Raw genomic sequence first — 17,410 nt, forward strand, 5'->3', positions numbered from 1 at the left:
GTAATACATCGTTATAAATTCATTAAAAGTGAGCACGCAAGGAGCATAAATGATGTAGATAATAAGGGGGATTATAATGATAAATTTATAGGTAATTTTGAATGTTTTTTACAAAATTCTACCTGAGTTTTGATTGGTATTTGAGTGAATTTATTGAAATAAATAGTAGAGAAATAAGTGAATGAATTAATAATAAAGTGATTTTTTAATACTTATTAATGGTACTTCTACCAGTAATTTTCAAAACTAAAATGTCCTGGTGAACGTCTTAAATGTTTTTCAAATCCTAACTCAATTAAAACATCTCTAGTATCGTGAACCATCGCTGGGTTACCGCATAAATAGAAAAAACTATTTTGCTTGTTTGGTGATATCTTAACGGTATTCATAAGGCTACTATCTTTTAATAATTGCGGAATTCTTCCTGACATTATTCCGGGGTGTTGCTCGCGAGAAACAATCGGTAAATATAATAATTTACCGTTATATTGGTGCAAGAGTTTTTCGATTAAAGCTTGATAAACGAGTTCTTGTTTAGTTCTAACAGCGTGCACTAATATTATTTTTTCAAACCTTTGTTGTGTTTCACTTTCTCCTAGTATTGATAAAAAAGGTCCAATAGCTGTGCCTGTTGAAAGTAACCATAAATTGGTAGCGTTTGTAGGGATTTCAGCCAGCGTCATGAAACCGCTAGGTTTGTCCCCAACATAAATATCGTCACCTATATTTACTTTTGCAAGTTTTGGACTTAAGCCCCCATTGGGCACATCAATAATGAGAAACTCCATACATTGTCGACCAAGCGCATGATTTGGAGAATTAACGAAAGAATACGCACGCCTGAGCCACTCGCCATTTTCATCTTGAAGGGCTAGTTTAGTAAATTGGCCAGCTACGTAAGGACCAATGTCGGCCTTAACCGTGATAGAAAATTCATTATCAGTCCATTGCTTATAATTTGTTACTTCACCCTTAACAAAGCCATTTAGCGTTAACATGTTGGAGACCTTAATATTTTAAATAACGACATTTATATGGTTAACTATAGAACTAGTGCATTATTTTACATAACATTTTTACAAATTAAGGAGATTCTGTTGAAGGTTTATGGCGATAGTCAATCAGGTAACTGTTATAAGGTACAACTCACGTGTGCTTTATTAGATATTAAACACCAATGGCAACCTATAAATATTCTCAAAGGTGAGAATAGTACCCCAAGTTTTCTTAATAAAAGTAAAAGTGGGAAAATTCCTTTGTTAGAGTTAGATGATGGCCGATGTTTAATAGAGTCCAATGCCATCATTAATTATTTAGCACACGGGAGTTCATTATTACCGACTGATCCTTTCTTATTAGCACAAGTGCAACAATGGCAATTTTTTGAACAATATAGTCACGAGCCTTATATTGCAGTTGCACGTTTTATAGAAAAGTATCTCGGCTTGCCAGACAACAGACGCAAAGAATATCTATCTAAGCAAGATGGGGGCTACAAAGCCTTAACAGTTATGGAGCGTCAACTAGAGAGCACTCAATATTTAATTGGCGATCATCTCTCGACAGCTGATATATCATTATTTGCTTACACGCATGTTGCGAATGAAGGGGGCTTTGATTTAACCAGCTTTCCTGCAATTAATGCTTGGCTTGCTAGGGTTAAGCAACAAGACGGTTTTATATCAATGGAAAATGTTAATTAGTCGAAAGGGGTCTGCCACTTTTATCATATAACTTATCAATTCACCCAATAGGCCATTGGCTTATTCAATAGCCTATTGGTTGATATTTAAAGCTTATTCTTCGTTACGTTATTCAGATTTATCTCATAAATATTTCTACCAATACCATGAAATTCTTCATCGGTAAAAATAATGGTTTCTTCATCTACAAAGGTAATCGCTTCTTTTTGAGTAACTATGCCTAAATCAATGCGATATTTATCACCCGAAAAAAAGTCATCTCCTTGCCAGTTTTCGAACAACCAAATGCGTTGTGAGTCTAACAGCGCTAATCTTTTCTTGTTTGGGCTTAATGCAGCGGAAGTGATCCAACAAAGCTTTATTGCCAGCGTACATGTTTTAAATTTACTTATTTTTTTTGCATCATAATTAGCCGCATGATCACCAATTTTATACAAGTTGGTTATGCCATTAAAAGGCACCATGCGATTTTTAGTAAAAAGATATAAATGTCTTTTATAAAATACGAAAGCTTCAACATCAAATTCCATTTCACTGGGCTTTGGCGGGAAATTAACATGTTCAGGGTATTTGAATTTTATAATTTCAGCTTCTGTTACATCACCTTTAATATCGATAGGATTTTCAATTTTATAAATTGTTAACCATTTTCGTAGATTATCATTATTGCCAAAATCGCCTAAAAAGAAGTGACCAAAATCATCTTGTGTCATATCTTCCCAATCAATATTTTTAGCATTAGTTACGGTAATAGTTTTTTCAATGCTGCCTTTATTGTTAATCTGGTATAACTTCGCATCATCTCCGCCATCGTTGATTGCCCAAAGATTTCTACTTTTATCAAACTCTATACCCGATATTTCTTTAAGTTGAGGATCTATCGTTGCAGACTTATTCTTATACAGTTTATAGCTATTGGTCGCTATTATTATGACAACTGCAATGGCACTTCCGGTGAAAAATCCGGCGAGTGTTTTTTTCATAATTTTAAAGCCATAAAATTTAACGATTTAATTTGCGCGAAGCATAACAGGGAACTGAAAAAATTACTGTTTGATTTTGTAAATAAATAATTTAGCTAGCAATGATACTCAGCTATATAGTTGATTGTAGAGTGTGTTTCATACTCAGTGGTGGCTATTAAATGAGCTATTTTAGCCGATATTGTATATGCTTATAAAAGGATAAGTTATAGATTTATTTGGGGTACATATGAAAATATCACTTAAATACTCGATTATAGTTATAATTGTTTTGTGTTTATCTGCTTGCCAGTCCACCCAATTATATCAAAGTAATTCCGCTGAAAACCTGCGCATGCAAGTTAATGAAGACAATCAATTTAAAGGTTTTAAATTGATTCCTATTGAAACTGAAAATGATATTTTTGCCTTAAGTGGAGAGATGAAACTCATGGCAAAAAATATTAGCTTACTGCGTGATCCACACACAAAAGCCACTCAGTTGATCAAACAATTTTTTAGTCCTGAAAATATCAATTTAGCTTATAAGTCAGGTGCTAATGTAATCGCTGCCCAGGCATTTAGAAATAAAGAAGCTAATTGCTTATCTTTAACCATAATGGCCTATGCTATCGCCAAAGAAGCAAAGTTAAACGTTGCATTTCAAAGTATTGATGTGCCTGAATATTGGGTACGCAATGGTGAGGCTAGCATGCTAACAGGGCATATAAACTTATCGGTATTACAACCAAAGTCACCTAATACCTTATTGTATTTTGACAGAAAAAATATTGAAATTGATTTTGACCCTTATGTTAAGAAAAAGGTATTCCCTAAACACCAAATTAATAAAAACACTGTTGTTTCCATGTTTTACAATAATAAAGGTGCAACAGCACTCATAAACGGTCATTACTTATTAGCTTATGCCTATCTAAAACAAGCAATTACAATTGATCCTAAGTTTTCCTCTGCTTGGGGTAACTTAGGTATTCTTTACCGATTAAACGGCTTAGAAGAAAGTGCAATGGCAACCTACCGACATGCCATTTATTTAAATTCTAATAATTTAACGGCAATGGAGAATTTAAGTAAACTTTTACACAATAATGGTGCATATGAAGAAGCTAAGTTAATCGACATTCATATCATGCGTAAACGAGCTGTGAATCCTTACTACTATGCATTACTTGGAGATGAAAAGTTTCATAAAGGTTATTACCAGCAGGCAATAAATCACTATAAAAAAGCGATAAGGCTTAATAGTACAATCCACGAGTTCTATTTCGGCTTAGCTAAAGTACATTATATGCTTGATGATAAGGTAAAGGCTCAAATGTATATCAAAAAGGCGATTGCTAAAAATAAAGTGCCACAACTTGATAAACAATATCTCGTAAAACTTAATATATTAAAACAAGCATATTAATGTTGGATAAGTTCGAATTAATAGTGCTTAAAATTTATGGGCTTTGTGATTGTTAAATGAGCTGTTAAATATAAAATATTTAACAGGGCTACTCAGGATAAAAAAAAGCGTTATAATGTTCATAGTTAACATTAATTAAAAGAGGCTAACTCATCAATGGAAAAGCGATTTATAACGGCGCAAGAGTTACTTGAAGATTCGTTTCGTGTTGCAGCGAAAGTTTTCGAAGACGGTTTTAGACCACAGTTTATTGTAGGTATTTGGCGTGGCGGTGCACCAATTGGTATCGCAGTTCAAGAGTATTTTGACTTTAAAAAAGTTGAAACTGATCACATAGCAGTGCGAACGTCTTCATATTATGGCATTAATCAGCAAAGCAAAGAGATCAAAGTTCACGGTTTACATTATATTATTGAAAATGCGAATGCTGATGACGGGTTGTTAATTGTTGATGATGTTTTTGACTCTGGTCGCAGTATTGAAGCGTTAATAACACAAATGAAAAAGCTAACGCGTAATAACATGCCAAAAGATGTCAGAATTGCTTGTCCTTGGTATAAACCAACAAATTCTAAAGTAGACTTAGTACCGGATTATTATGTGCACGAATCAAAGGACTGGTTGGTATTCCCACATGAGTTATCTGGTTTAACACCTGACGAAATTACAAACGGTAAAAAAGATTTAGTCAATATATTAGATTTATTTGTAGAGAAATAAAACAAGACAACTGCAATACAATAACTAATGTAAGAGCACTCTTATATTAGTTATTTTCCTCGTTTATTTTAACACTTCAATATTGCTCACTTGTAAAAAAGTAATGAATAAATTAAGTTAGATTTTATAAGGTTAATTTAATTTAGGTTTTACTAGTGTATTTAAAAATTAGTTTATTAGTTTGTTGTTTAACATCATCAGTTAGTTTTGCTAAAACGCCTTTAGTACTATTATCAATTGACGGATTTGCTCAACGTTATATATCGCAATATCACCCACAAACATTAATAAAACTTATTGAGCAGGGAACCAGTGCAAAAGCGCTTTTACCCGTTTATCCAAGTAAAACCTTTCCTAACCATTTAAGTATTATAACCGGACGTTATCCGATTAATCATGGCATTGTTCATAACAATTTTTATCATCGAAAAATTGATAAGGCTTACAATTTGGGTGATGGTAAAAACGATACCCGTTGGTTAAGTGCTGATCCGCTATGGCATATTAATGAAATGCAGGGCAATAAATCAGCGGTTTATTTTTGGCCTGAGTCAGAAACACCCATAAATAATAAAACAGCCAGCTATTATTATCCCTATAAACATTTTACCCCTAATGAGCAACGCCTTGACCAAATACTTAACTGGTTACGTTTACCCGAGTCAGAACGCCCGAATTTTATTACCGGATATTTTGCCAGTGTGGATGATGCAGGTCACGAGTTTGGTGAAAACTCACCACAGTTAATCAATGCAATTGATGAACTTGACCATTTACTGTCAAGTTTTGTTAAACAAATTGAGCAAGAATTTAATGGTCAAGTTAACTTAGTTATAGTCTCAGATCATGGAATGACTAAAATAGATAAGCACCATATTATAGATTGGCAACATAATATCGTTGACGGTGTTAAAGCCATAAATGGTTCAACACAGCTATATTTATATAGTGATAATGATGACCAATTACAGCGCAGTATTAACTTATTTAAAAGCAATCATTCAGATACCGAACAAACTCAATATCGAGTATATCAATATCCAAATTTTCCAACGCATTGGCAATTAAACCGAGAAACAGACTCTGTACCTAACGCAATTATAGAAGCTTCACCTTCGTATATTTTTAATAAAGAAGATTTACGTGTTAAAGCTGAAACTCATGGTTATGACGCTAAACTGTATCGTGATCTCGACGCCATTTTTATTGCAACGGGTCCTGCATTTTCAAAAAATAAAAAAATTGAAGCATTCGAAAATATCCATGTACTTCCTATTTTAAGCCGAGCACTTGGATTGATTGATGTTAAAAACATTGATGGTAACTACGATATAGCATCTAAAATTGTCAAATGATGCTATTAGTTTCTAGCAAAGCATGTGGCTAACTTTAGACTTTGAGTTATTAAAATCAGGATTATGATATGCAAACGTCAAAAATGGAGCTATTCAACTTTACTGTTGTAAAAGGGCACCAAGTAGCATCAGGTAGTGCAAACGATTCTAGATTTCCTTTTGGAACAATTAATGCCCAAGTTTCACACTTTAAAGCGCTAGGTTTAGATATTAGTGAGTTTTATCCAGCTACCATAAATGCAGAGTTTAATAGTAGATCAATAACATTAAACCACCATGATTACTTTTTTAAACAAGTTAAATGGCATGACGATATACCAGCAGAAGATTTTAAATTTTGCCGATGTATTCTATTAAAAGAATATACCGAAATTTCAGCGCTTATATATCAACCACAACTTGACACTAAAACTGAACATCAGCAGCCCTTAAACCAACTTGAAATATTAGCTCCTTATATAGAAGATATTCATTATGGCGATTTACTCACGTTAAAAATTAATAAACATGTGATAACACTGTCTGAGTGATGATAGTTGTGTGTTTGATCACACATTATTCGTTCACAGCCTATTAAAATCATAAACTTGTAAATTATCACTTAAATAGCTTTTCAATAACATGCATAATAAGGTATGTTTTAAATACAATAATTATATTAATAATCTTCCTATGAAAATAAGTTATATCGCCCGTCAGGCTATACTCGACAGAAATCATCAAACGGTTGGTTACGAACTCCTCTTTAGAGATAGTCCAAATAATAAATTTCCAGAAATTGATCAAGATATTGCTAGTTCTAAACTGATCATACAAAACCATTTTCAAGGCGATATTCAGTCTGTTAGTTTAGGTAAATTAGCTTTTATTAATTTCACTGAAAAATGCTTAATAAACAAGTATCCACTCATGTTCGATAAAGCCAGTATCGTTATCGAACTAGTTGGGCACCAATCAGCGACTCAGCGTTTACTAAAAATTGTTAAGTATTATCATGATAAAGGCTATCAAGTTGCGTTATCTGAGTATGATTTAGACGTAAAGTGGGATGTATTATTCCCGTATATTGCGATGATAAAAATAGATACAGAAGTTACAAATGCTAAACGTATTCGCCCAATAGTTGAACGTATAAAACCCTTCAATATCAAGCTAATTGCAGAGAAAGTTGAAACTAACTATCAATTACAGTCTTTGGCTGAAGTTGGTTTTGATTACTATCAAGGTTTTTTCTATCATGAGCCTGAAATTATAGAAGGGCAAACATTAGCCCCAATAAAGTCACAAATGTTGCACTTAATTAGTGAGACTTTTAACAAACCATTAGATTTTGATCATATTGCCGAAATTATTGGTCACGATGTAAACTTAACACTTGGTTTGCTCAAGTTAGTAAATAACGTGGCGACAGGCACACGTATTGAAATTACCTCATTAAAACAAGCAGCTGCGTACTTAGGTGAAGATAAACTTAAGCAGTTTGTTACCATACTTGCGCTTTCAAAACTTACAACGAGTAAGTTTACCGAAATTTCTAAACAGTCACTGATCACGGCAAGATTAATGGCAACACTGGCTTCAGAAAGTGCGTTTATGGAAATTAAAGACTTTGCATTTATAACCGGCTTACTAAGTTCAATTGAAGTGATTTTAAGTATGCCAATTGATGAAATCGTAAAAACCATGCCATTAGCGCAACCGATAGTAGACGCCTTAGTCAACCATAGCGGTTTATTAGGTGAGTTGTTAGATTTAACAACTAACTACATTACAGGCAATGGTGAAAATATCCAGCAACTAACTGATTTATATCAACTTGATGCAAACTTTATTCATAAAGAGTTTGTTAATGCCAGTAACTGGTGTAAGTCATTAGGTATTTAATAACTAGTGATTACTAATTAGTTAATTTTTGTATGGTTGATAAGAGCGTATTAATATACGTTCTTTTTTTATGCATTCTTTTTTATATAATTACAATTATATAAAATGATTTTTACTCTTCTTTAGTTAACTTATCTTGTGTTTGTGTAATAAAGTCACTTGCATCGTGTCTTTCATGTAATTGCGTTGATAACTCACCCCATGTTTTGTTAACCATAACACCACGTTTTACAGCAGGGCGTTTGTCAATTTCTTTAGCCCAACGCATCACATTCTTATAGGATACTAAGTCTAAAAATTCAGCGGCATCATACAAACGATTTAAAGCAAGCGCACCATACCAAGGCCAAATAGCAATATCTGCAATAGTGTACTCGTCACCACACATGTAATTATTATTTTCTAAATGTTTATCTAGCACATCAAGTTGACGTTTAACTTCCATCGAAAATCTATCGATACAATATTCTATTTTATCCGGAGCATAAGCATAAAAATGACCAAAACCACCACCAAGATATGGCGCGCTGCCCATTTGCCAAAACAACCAAGACATACACTCTGCCTTTTTACTATCGCTTGGTAAGAAAGTATTAAACTTCTCAGCGAGATAAAATAGAATTGAACCTGACTCAAACAAACGTGTAGTTTGCTCATTGCTAACATCTAATAAAGCGGGAATTTTAGAATTAGGATTGATCTCAACAAACCCACTACTAAATTGATCACCTTTACTAATATCTATTAAATAGGCATCGTATTCAGCTGCTTCAAACCCAAGTTCTAGCAACTCTTCAAGCATGACAGTAACTTTGACACCATTAGGAGTAGCCAGAGAATATAACTGAAAAGGGTGCTTACCTTTGTTTAATGTTTTCTCATGTGTTGCTCCAGCTATTGGACGATTTATACTGGCCCAATTTCCACCGTTACTGGTATCCCACTGCCAAACCTTTGGTGGGATATATGAATTTTCATTACTCATGTTTACTCCAATTTATATCTAAATATATCATTTATACAGTATGCTAAGGCTACTAATAAAACAATGATGTGTATGTCAAAATTCAGAAGTTTTTAATTCATAATCAATGCAAATAAAATATAAGGCAATATATAAAGAAATATAGTTATGAATCAAAACGCTATGACTTTAATTATTAATAATCAAAAACATGCGGGTAATAAATGATTAATCGACCTTACGACGCTTGCCACTTTCAGCACGTTTTTTGTTCTCACTTTGCACGTATACCGTGTCAGTAGTTGCCATACTTGCATGTCCCAAATCTTCTGAAATGTCTTTGAGAGGGCGCCCACGTTCGATTTCCATACTTGCTCCTGTATGTCTTAACCAATGTGCGGTAGCTTCTTTAAGCTTAAGTGCTTTATTTTCACCTTCAGAAACACGCATGTTTTCATGTGCTTGATCGAAAACATTTTGAACTAACCGGCGCAAATGTCGTGATGTCATACCGCCTTGACCACGTACTTTCTCCACTAAAATAGCATTTTCATTACTTGATGGTAGGCCTAATAATCCACGGGATAAGCGGTAGCGCTCTAAAAAAGGTAAAAAATCAACAGGTACAGTAATATCACGAAGTTTACGGCTTTTACCAAACACCTTTAACCACCAATTTTCATCGTCATCTTGCCAAAAATGACCCATAGTGGGCGACCAATTAACGCGTTCAGATAACTCTGAAATCCTAAGAAAAAGTGTTTTAAGGGAAGCAATAACAAATAAGTTTCGTTCAAAAATGGGGTTTTCATCAGCCATTTCAACTGCGGTATCTAATACATATTGCCATTGACTCGACGTTAAACGCTTAATTTCTTTAACTTGTGAATCAATAATAAAGTGACGACAATCTTTTTTTGCTATTTGTGCGGGGTTACCAATACAAAAATCTTCAGCCATTAAGTAATTATAGAAAACAATAATGGCGGTAAACATTGATGAAAGCGTTTGTTGTGATGGACGATATTTTTTCTTATCAACAACATATTGAGATTTTTGACTTTTTGGCGCTTGAATCTTATATGGAAACCAATGTTCATTAGCTGAAGAATATCCATTTGATAATTTGAAGCGTTCTTGATTTGACGTACCAATCCAAGTTACTGGTGGCTGCCAACAAAAGTCAGCGTATTCCAGTAAGTCAGATTTACGCAATTGGTCTATAGGTTTTTTCTTTTCAATAAATGCCCAAAGTAAAAAACGCTCAACATCATTTCTAAATCTGTCATAAGTATGTAGCGATTTGTTCCTACCAATATAAGTAAGAAATTGTTTGCCCCAATTAAACTGTTCAAGCCACCAGGCTTCATTTGCTGAAAATATTTTATCCAGCTCAGGATAATCTTCTAAATCAAAGTCACACAAATCTAAATATGGCGGATATAAAGGTACAGGCTTATTTAACATTATTATTTGAATACCAAGTATAAGATGTATATATGAGCCAGTTTAAAGCATCCTACCCACTATGTCCAATACTGAAGAGTATCGGACATAGTGGGGTGTGTGAATGCTTTGTGTTGTTGTCTCGTAATCACTGGCAGAAAGTAAATTTTAAAATTGACCTTATAATCAGTAAATTTAGAAGAAAGCTTATAGGTGTTTTTTCTAAGTAAAATAAACGCTATAAGATAACCGATCATCAATTAACACCTGATGTGTTTAAAATATAATATCAAGGCTATATCCATCGCCGTTTCTTAAAAAACATCAACATACCAGTAATTGAAATTGCCATAAGTCCTAATACCCCTAAATAGCCATATTTCCAACCTAGTTCTGGCATGTTAAATGGGCTTATGCTTGAATCAAAGTTCATGCCGTACACACCAACTATAAAAGTTGGCGGTATAAATACCGTGGTAAATATGGTCAAAAATTTAATAACGTCATTTAACTTTAAATTAACACTCGTTAAATAGAACTCCATGAGTCCTTGAGTCATTTCATGGTAAGACTCAAGCGTATCTTTAATTGACTCAACATGATCGTAACAATCCTTCATGTGCAGTATTGTGTTCTTAGATATGACCGAATTTTCTTCCTCTCGTAATATATCGCCAATAAGATCTCGATGTGGCCATATGCGACGCCGAACTAATAGCACTTCTTTTCTCAGTGCATGTATCCGAGTTAGAATCGCCCTGTCCTTTGTATTTAGTAATTCATCTTCTATTGTTTGAATGGTTTCAGCATATGCTTCTAAGAGAGGAAAACCATAATCTATAGTAGTGTCTATCAGGCTGTACATCAGATAATCTGCAGGTAGTTTGCGGATTATACCAACATTAGCCATTAATCTATCGATAACATTCTCGAACGGCATAAACGCACCGGAACAAAATGAGATAAGTGTATTTTTAGTGATAAATAGACTTACTTGTTCTATTTTAGTCACGCCTTTATCACTTAGGGGTAAATTTAATATGATAAATATTTGGTCTTCATTAAGCTCAACTTTAGGCCGTTGACCATTATTCAGTATGTCCTCAATATGTAACTCATGAATATTGAGTCCCTTAGCCAGAGTGATCATAGCCTCAGCAGAAGGATTTCCCTGAACATGTATCCAAGTAACATTAGTGTTAGCAATAAAATCTCGACAGGTAGCCAGCTCTAAAACGGTGTGATCTTCAATATCTGTTTTATTATAATCAATTAAACTAACGGTATAATTAACTACATCAGACTGAGAAATTGTACCGGGTTTAGTTCCCGGCTGGCTGTATTGTTTATTAAATAATTTCATTCACTTACTCTCATATTAGTGAAGGCTAACAATACCATATTTTGTTATAAAAGCATCAAATAAGGTAATTAATAACATTCGAACTTTACTGTTTTCATACGCATATTCAATTACTTGGGCTGAAATTTTCTTTATAAGCCACATATTAATACTCTACTATAATTTAAGCTTATATCGGCTAAAAAATTACAATTCAGTATATTCTGGCAGATTTAATCAAAAATAAAGGGATCTTTTTTGGCTTTAGTGCGAATCCAATTAAGAGAAGATCTTACAGACTTACGCGCTAGAATATTTTTCTCAAGTTTGTGTTTACCTGGAAACGGGATCAAGCTCAGTCCAATCAACATGGTGATTAAACCTTGACCAGGTAGAACTAACATAGCAAGTCCACAAACAAACAATAATACCCCAAACAATACTTTTACTATATTAACTATAAAGCTGACGCCAATATTATTTATTGAGAAAATGTGAGTCGTTTCATTCGCGTTATTACTAACGCTTTTATTATTACTCATCATTATAGGGCTGTTCTTTTCAAGTACACTGTTTTTACGTAGAAAATATCGTGTATCCAATTGGGTAATCATGTAACTTATCACTATGAAATACGCGATTGAAGCGATTGTAGTTAGTAATATAATTAAGAATAAAAAGTTACTGCCTAAAGTGACTGTTAGATAGGTAGTAATGTTGTCGTAATATTCTTTAAGCACTTTTGTTTTCCATAATTTATTTAGCCGCTGATTTACAACTCATGAGTAAAGTTGGGTTTTATGCAAATATTTACAGCATTACTTGAATGGATAATTATCCATTGGGTAACCATCATCGTTATTTTCCATATTAGCTTATCTCTGCTGACATCGGTACATGTACTTTTGTTCAAAGAAAATGAGCGCACATCTCTCGCCTGGATTGGCCTTGTGGTATTTTCTCCTGTTGTTGGTAGCCTATTTTATTGGTTGTTTGGTATAAATCGCATTAAACGCTCAGCACAAAAAAAACACCCGCAAACACTTAAGAAAAAGCTTAAACAAAAGTCACATCACAAAGTAAGACCTATTGAATTTCACCGGCTACCGAATAATTGGCATTCAGCTGTTATCGCCGGACATACTATTCATCCCATTAATTATCTTGAAAATAATACCATTGCCCCTCTCATTAATGGCGATATGGCTTACCCAGAAATGATTCAATCTATTAATCGTGCTAAGCGATATATCGTTTTATCGAGTTATATTTTTGATTACGATTCACTCGGACGCCAATTTGTTGAAGCTTTAGCACAAGCACATAACCGAGGAGTTATTGTTAACGTTTTACTCGATGGTATTGGTGTTGGCTATAGTTGGCATAAATCAGACCGCGCGTTAAAAAAACTAGGTGTTAAAACTGCCCGCTTCTTACCTGCTATTTCACTGACTAGTATTCGTTTTATCAACCTGAGGAACCACAGAAAAATTCTCTGCGTAGATGGTGAAGTAGCTTATATTGGTGGTATGAACGTAAGCCAAAATAATATAATTAAATCATCAAAGCACCCTATTGATGATGTTCACTTTAAAGTGACTGGGCCCGTAATTGATCAGATCAGTCAGGTATTTATAGAAGATTGGTTTTTTGCTACCCACGAGTTAATTAAGTTCCCTCAATATAATGTTAAGAAAAGCCAGAGCGCAGATAAACATACAAGTAATAACACTGTAATTGCCCGCGTTATTCAAGACGGTCCAGATGAACATCATAATAGAATACGCTGGACCCTAATTAATGCCTTAGTAAGTGCACAAAAAAGTGTAAAAATCATGACGCCCTATTTCATCCCTGATCAAACATTAATGACGTCACTGCATGCTGCAGCATTGCGCGGCGTTTCAGTTGAAATTATTGTACCTGAATACAGCAACATTATTTTTGTTGACTGGGTGATGGCAGCCAATTACTCAAGAATTATAGAGCACGGTATAAAAATATATAAAAATACCAGACCCTTTGACCACAGTAAAATTGTGCTCATTGATGACATTTGGTCATTTGTTGGTTCTTCCAACTGGGATGCCAGAAGTCTTGAATTTAACTTCGAAATTAATCTGGAATGTTTTGATACCGAGCTAAATACAAAATTAACAGAATTATTTAACTCAAAAAAACAAAATGCTACACCCGTGACAGAAAGTGATATTAAAGGGTTAGCTACCTACAAAAAAATACGTAATAACTTTTTTCGATTATTTTCGCCCTATCTGTAATGCTATTAATTAATAATTTAGCTGCCATCTTATTAAAGGCCAAAACATTTCATGATTAAAAGCCGTTATAGCAGCGTTGAATCACTGAAAATTATGGGCAGTGCCTCAGAACACTTGCTAGGACCAAACATAACAGTACTGTTGTGGAATGTTTATAAATGTAAAAAAAAGGGATGGCAGGATGATTTTATAACATTGATAGCTGATAAAAATTTAATTCTTCTGCAAGAAGCTATTGTTAATTCCCCTTTCGACAGCCATTTTAAAAAATCAACACAACATCAGTGGATTATGGCGCGTAGTTTTAAAAGTATAAAAACTAACATAGTAACTGGCGTTAAAACCGGCTCTACGGTTGCGGCAATAAAACATTATTTTTCAGCATCAAAACACAGTGAGCCGATATCAAAAACAAAGAAAATGTTGCTAGCAACCTTATACCCATTAAATATTAAAGGGCAGTCATTACTGGTGGTAAACTCACATCTTATCAACTTTGTTGCATTCGAAAAATTTAAAGCGCACTTAGATCAAGTATTTCATACGCTTAATAATCATCAAGGTCCGATAATACTGGCAGGTGATTTTAATACCTGGAATAACAAAAGATTAAAATATTTTAATAACCTAGCTGCGATATTTTTACTAGAAGAAGTTAAAATCGTTCGTCAGCCAAGACTAAAGCATCTATTTAAACATCTTGACCATATTTATTGCCGTGGGCTGGTGATAATTGATGCACACGTACATACCGATATTCACTCTTCTGATCACTTTCCCATAAGCTTATCGTTAAGTACGGATATTTAAAAATGAGTAAATTGATTACGGCTAAAACGTAAAACCGACAACCATTAAGACCTTAACGTTAAAGTAATTAACACAATGCCGTGATCTGTGCTTTCGCCATCTCGTTCAAAAATTGGGTTAATTAAATGTCTGTCGTAGGTATTATAGTCACTTACTTGATATAAACTGTCATGATAGCCCGCGTCAAATTCACATGATAATAATATGTAATCAAGCACTGAACTGCTCGCTCCAAAGTAATGTGTCGGGGTACGCGTTACTTTTTTATCAGCATTATCATTATTAGATTCAATAGCTTGAGAGCTTTCGTTAGTTAATGCCATTTGGCATAGATCCCAGGCATCATTTAAACAATATTTAGCAAGATATGCGTCTCGGTCTATAGGAGAAACGAACCGAAGTGTGCTGGTCAGCAAATGGCTTAAAATACCATCGTTAAGTGTATTATTAAAATCCCCCATTAATATCATTGGATTATTACTAACTTCTCGCCGCCCTATCATGCTCATCATTAACAACGTTGCTTCGCTTCCACGCTGTATACTTGAGCCCCAGCTACCAGCAACTTGTGCCTTTAAACTGTCGATAATATTTTTTTCTGGCGACCGCTTTACTTTATCATCTTCTATACCAAGCATAGATCGCTTGGATTTAAAATGTACTACATAGCAATCACAGGGACCTAAATGAGGTACATCAATAGTCGCTCTAACTATCTGTCTGCTGAAGGAAAAGTCATCAGCTAAACCTAACGTTTGTGCTAATGCAGAGTCTGGTGTTACAGCTTGAGTATCAACAATGGGAAAACGAGAAGCAATTGCTACAACGGGGCTTTTATAGATAAAATCATCAATAACCACAGGTTGATCAACCACTGAAAAATATTCGTAACCTTGTTCAAACACCAATGCCTTTAGTGACTCAGTACTAAAAACCTCTTGAAAACCTATAATATCAGGCTGATGTTCGCGTAAATACTCTGTTATCCAACTTTGTTTCTTATGCCACTGCTCTGCACTATAAATACGTTCAAACTCATAAAATGCATTAGGCGGCTCAAGGTAATTGAACAAATTAAATGTGGCAATTGAAAGTTGAGCATTCTCAATTGATATTGAAGCGGTATCAACTGTTTTTGTTTTGATAGTATCTTTTTCACTTAAATGGCTGATGTGACATTAACTCTTATAAATTATTAATGAGAATTATACCTCAATGAACTTAGAAGTTATTTTTAATCGTTATATTTTGCATAACTCTCAAAAACTTCAATTTCTATTTCTGGCATACATTCTGCTCTATTAACCTATACATGCTGTAAACGTTAAATAATCGTATTATTTTTAGCTATTGTCGGTAAATTTTTCAGACTACGGTGTAAATTTTTTACTTTTGCTTAAGCATGTTTTAATTAATCATAATAAATCAATATAACAAAGAGGCGTAGTTTTTATTACAGTTTAGTTAATCGCTACCTATATATTCAGCTGCCTATGGTTTTAGCATATAAAAAAAACCAAAAAGCATTAACGAGCCCTGTTCTAGAATTCAGCCAAATATAATTAATATAAAACTAAAAGGAAAATAATATGAAGAAGTCAGCAACGCTTTACAGAATGCATACTAGTGAACACATTTGTCCTTTTGGGCTTCGTTCTAAAGATTTACTAGAAAGACAAGGGTTTGAAGTAGACGATCATAAATTATCTTCTCGAGAAGAAACAGATAAATTTAAAGCTGAACATGATGTTGAAACTACACCTCAAACATTTATTGAAGGCAAAAAAATTGGTGGTCATGACGCACTAAGAGAGCACTTTAATATGTCTCCTGCTGAAAAAACTGGTACTACCTACACACCTGTTTTGGCCATTTTTGCGGTTGCTTTTTTAATGGCCTTAGCAACAAATTTCGCTAATAACGACAGCATCAGTGTTATAAAAGTGATAGAGCTTTTTGTTGCGTTCAGTATGACCATTTTAGCGATTAAAAAGTTGAAAGATTTATACGGATTTTCTAACTCTTTCATTACATACGATTTATTAGCAATGCGTAACCTCAGGTATGCTTATATTTATCCATTTGCCGAAGCTTTTGCAGGTATTGGTATGCTAGCAGCATTATCTGGCTTTATTGTTGGACCGGTTTCTTTATTTATTGGTACAGTGGGTGCTGTGTCAGTGTATAAGGCTGTATATATTGATAAACGGGAACTTAAATGTGCCTGTGTAGGCGGAGACAGTAACGTGCCTCTTGGTTTTGTATCTCTGACCGAAAACCTGTTTATGATTTTAGGTGGAGCATGGATGTTAAGTAAAGCACTTGGTTTAACAAGCTAACACTATAAAACACAACTAACACCCTCACTTCTATAATCATTTTATACGTAAGTGAGGGCTCTTTACTAAAGCGAATTAAGATAAGTTGCGTTGCATAAGCCCCATCAAAAAAGCATTTCATTTCAAAACAATCATATTACATCATCAGGGTTTTATAACTAATCCATCAATTAATAC

The 17,410-nt window shown here is 34.1% G+C and carries 16 protein-coding genes; 9 read left to right on the forward strand and 7 right to left on the reverse strand.

Annotation, left to right across the window (positions count from 1 at the left end; all coding sequences use genetic code 11):
- Positions 1-227 precede the first annotated feature (227 nt).
- Positions 228-998: a ferredoxin--NADP reductase gene (locus H4J50_RS15380; RefSeq protein ID WP_182257266.1), complete on the reverse strand. Its 771-nt coding sequence runs from the start codon at positions 996-998 to the stop codon at positions 228-230.
- A 99-nt stretch (positions 999-1,097) separates the two neighbouring features.
- On the opposite strand from H4J50_RS15380, the gene H4J50_RS15385 reads away from it, so the two are divergent.
- On the forward strand, positions 1,098-1,703 hold the full coding sequence (locus H4J50_RS15385) for a glutathione S-transferase family protein (RefSeq protein WP_182257267.1): 606 nt from the start codon (positions 1,098-1,100) through the stop codon (positions 1,701-1,703).
- Between the two features lie 86 nt (positions 1,704-1,789).
- Here the strand turns inward: H4J50_RS15385 and H4J50_RS15390 are convergent, their stop codons facing one another.
- Complete coding sequence (locus H4J50_RS15390; RefSeq protein WP_404842757.1) at positions 1,790-2,689, reverse strand: hypothetical protein; 900 nt, start codon at positions 2,687-2,689, stop codon at positions 1,790-1,792.
- Positions 2,690-2,915: 226 nt separating this feature from the next.
- Between H4J50_RS15390 and H4J50_RS15395 the strand changes: the two genes are divergently transcribed.
- From H4J50_RS15395 to H4J50_RS15415, 5 genes are all read left to right on the forward strand, one after another.
- The gene (locus H4J50_RS15395) at positions 2,916-4,094 is read left to right on the forward strand and encodes a tetratricopeptide repeat protein (RefSeq protein WP_182257269.1); all 1,179 of its coding nucleotides are present in this window, start codon (positions 2,916-2,918) and stop codon (positions 4,092-4,094) included.
- A 156-nt stretch (positions 4,095-4,250) separates the two neighbouring features.
- A complete protein-coding gene (locus H4J50_RS15400) occupies positions 4,251-4,814 on the forward strand; it encodes a phosphoribosyltransferase (RefSeq protein ID WP_108456105.1) in 564 nt (187 codons plus the stop codon).
- Between the two features lie 155 nt (positions 4,815-4,969).
- The gene (locus H4J50_RS15405) at positions 4,970-6,169 is read left to right on the forward strand and encodes an ectonucleotide pyrophosphatase/phosphodiesterase (protein WP_182257270.1); all 1,200 of its coding nucleotides are present in this window, start codon (positions 4,970-4,972) and stop codon (positions 6,167-6,169) included.
- A gap of 68 nt (positions 6,170-6,237) precedes the next feature.
- On the forward strand, positions 6,238-6,699 hold the full coding sequence (locus H4J50_RS15410; RefSeq protein WP_182257271.1) for a hypothetical protein: 462 nt from the start codon (positions 6,238-6,240) through the stop codon (positions 6,697-6,699).
- Between the two features lie 142 nt (positions 6,700-6,841).
- Positions 6,842-8,053, forward strand: coding sequence for an EAL and HDOD domain-containing protein (locus H4J50_RS15415; protein ID WP_108457791.1), 1,212 nt, complete (start codon positions 6,842-6,844; stop codon positions 8,051-8,053).
- A gap of 112 nt (positions 8,054-8,165) precedes the next feature.
- Here the strand turns inward: H4J50_RS15415 and yghU are convergent, their stop codons facing one another.
- The 4 genes from yghU to H4J50_RS15435 all read right to left on the reverse strand — a co-directional run bounded on the left by yghU (position 8,166) and on the right by H4J50_RS15435 (position 12,209).
- The gene (yghU, locus tag H4J50_RS15420; RefSeq protein ID WP_182257272.1) at positions 8,166-9,038 is read right to left on the reverse strand and encodes a glutathione-dependent disulfide-bond oxidoreductase; all 873 of its coding nucleotides are present in this window, start codon (positions 9,036-9,038) and stop codon (positions 8,166-8,168) included.
- Positions 9,039-9,245: 207 nt separating this feature from the next.
- Positions 9,246-10,487, reverse strand: a complete 1,242-nt coding sequence (locus H4J50_RS15425; RefSeq protein ID WP_182257279.1) for a tyrosine-type recombinase/integrase — start codon at positions 10,485-10,487, stop codon at positions 9,246-9,248.
- Positions 10,488-10,758: 271 nt separating this feature from the next.
- Complete coding sequence (gene corA, locus H4J50_RS15430; RefSeq protein WP_182257273.1) at positions 10,759-11,826, reverse strand: magnesium/cobalt transporter CorA; 1,068 nt, start codon at positions 11,824-11,826, stop codon at positions 10,759-10,761.
- Positions 11,827-12,038: 212 nt separating this feature from the next.
- Positions 12,039-12,209, reverse strand: coding sequence for a hypothetical protein (locus H4J50_RS15435; RefSeq protein WP_182257274.1), 171 nt, complete (start codon positions 12,207-12,209; stop codon positions 12,039-12,041).
- A 396-nt stretch (positions 12,210-12,605) separates the two neighbouring features.
- Here H4J50_RS15435 and cls point away from each other — a divergent pair, with 396 nt between their 5' ends.
- Together cls and H4J50_RS15445 are read left to right on the forward strand one after the other, a co-directional pair.
- Positions 12,606-14,084: a cardiolipin synthase gene (cls, locus tag H4J50_RS15440; protein ID WP_182257275.1), complete on the forward strand. Its 1,479-nt coding sequence runs from the start codon at positions 12,606-12,608 to the stop codon at positions 14,082-14,084.
- A gap of 51 nt (positions 14,085-14,135) precedes the next feature.
- Positions 14,136-14,894, forward strand: coding sequence for an endonuclease/exonuclease/phosphatase family protein (locus tag H4J50_RS15445; RefSeq protein WP_182257276.1), 759 nt, complete (start codon positions 14,136-14,138; stop codon positions 14,892-14,894).
- Between the two features lie 44 nt (positions 14,895-14,938).
- On the opposite strand, the gene H4J50_RS15450 is transcribed toward H4J50_RS15445, so the two are convergent.
- The gene (locus H4J50_RS15450; protein ID WP_182257277.1) at positions 14,939-15,967 is read right to left on the reverse strand and encodes an endonuclease/exonuclease/phosphatase family protein; all 1,029 of its coding nucleotides are present in this window, start codon (positions 15,965-15,967) and stop codon (positions 14,939-14,941) included.
- 516 nt (positions 15,968-16,483) lie between these two features.
- On the opposite strand from H4J50_RS15450, the gene H4J50_RS15455 reads away from it, so the two are divergent.
- A complete protein-coding gene (locus H4J50_RS15455; RefSeq protein WP_182257278.1) occupies positions 16,484-17,233 on the forward strand; it encodes a MauE/DoxX family redox-associated membrane protein in 750 nt (249 codons plus the stop codon).
- Positions 17,234-17,410 lie beyond the last annotated feature (177 nt).

The sequence above is a fragment of the Colwellia sp. 6M3 genome, from assembly GCF_014077595.1.
In the GTDB taxonomy this organism is placed as follows: Bacteria; Pseudomonadota; Gammaproteobacteria; order Enterobacterales; family Alteromonadaceae; genus Cognaticolwellia.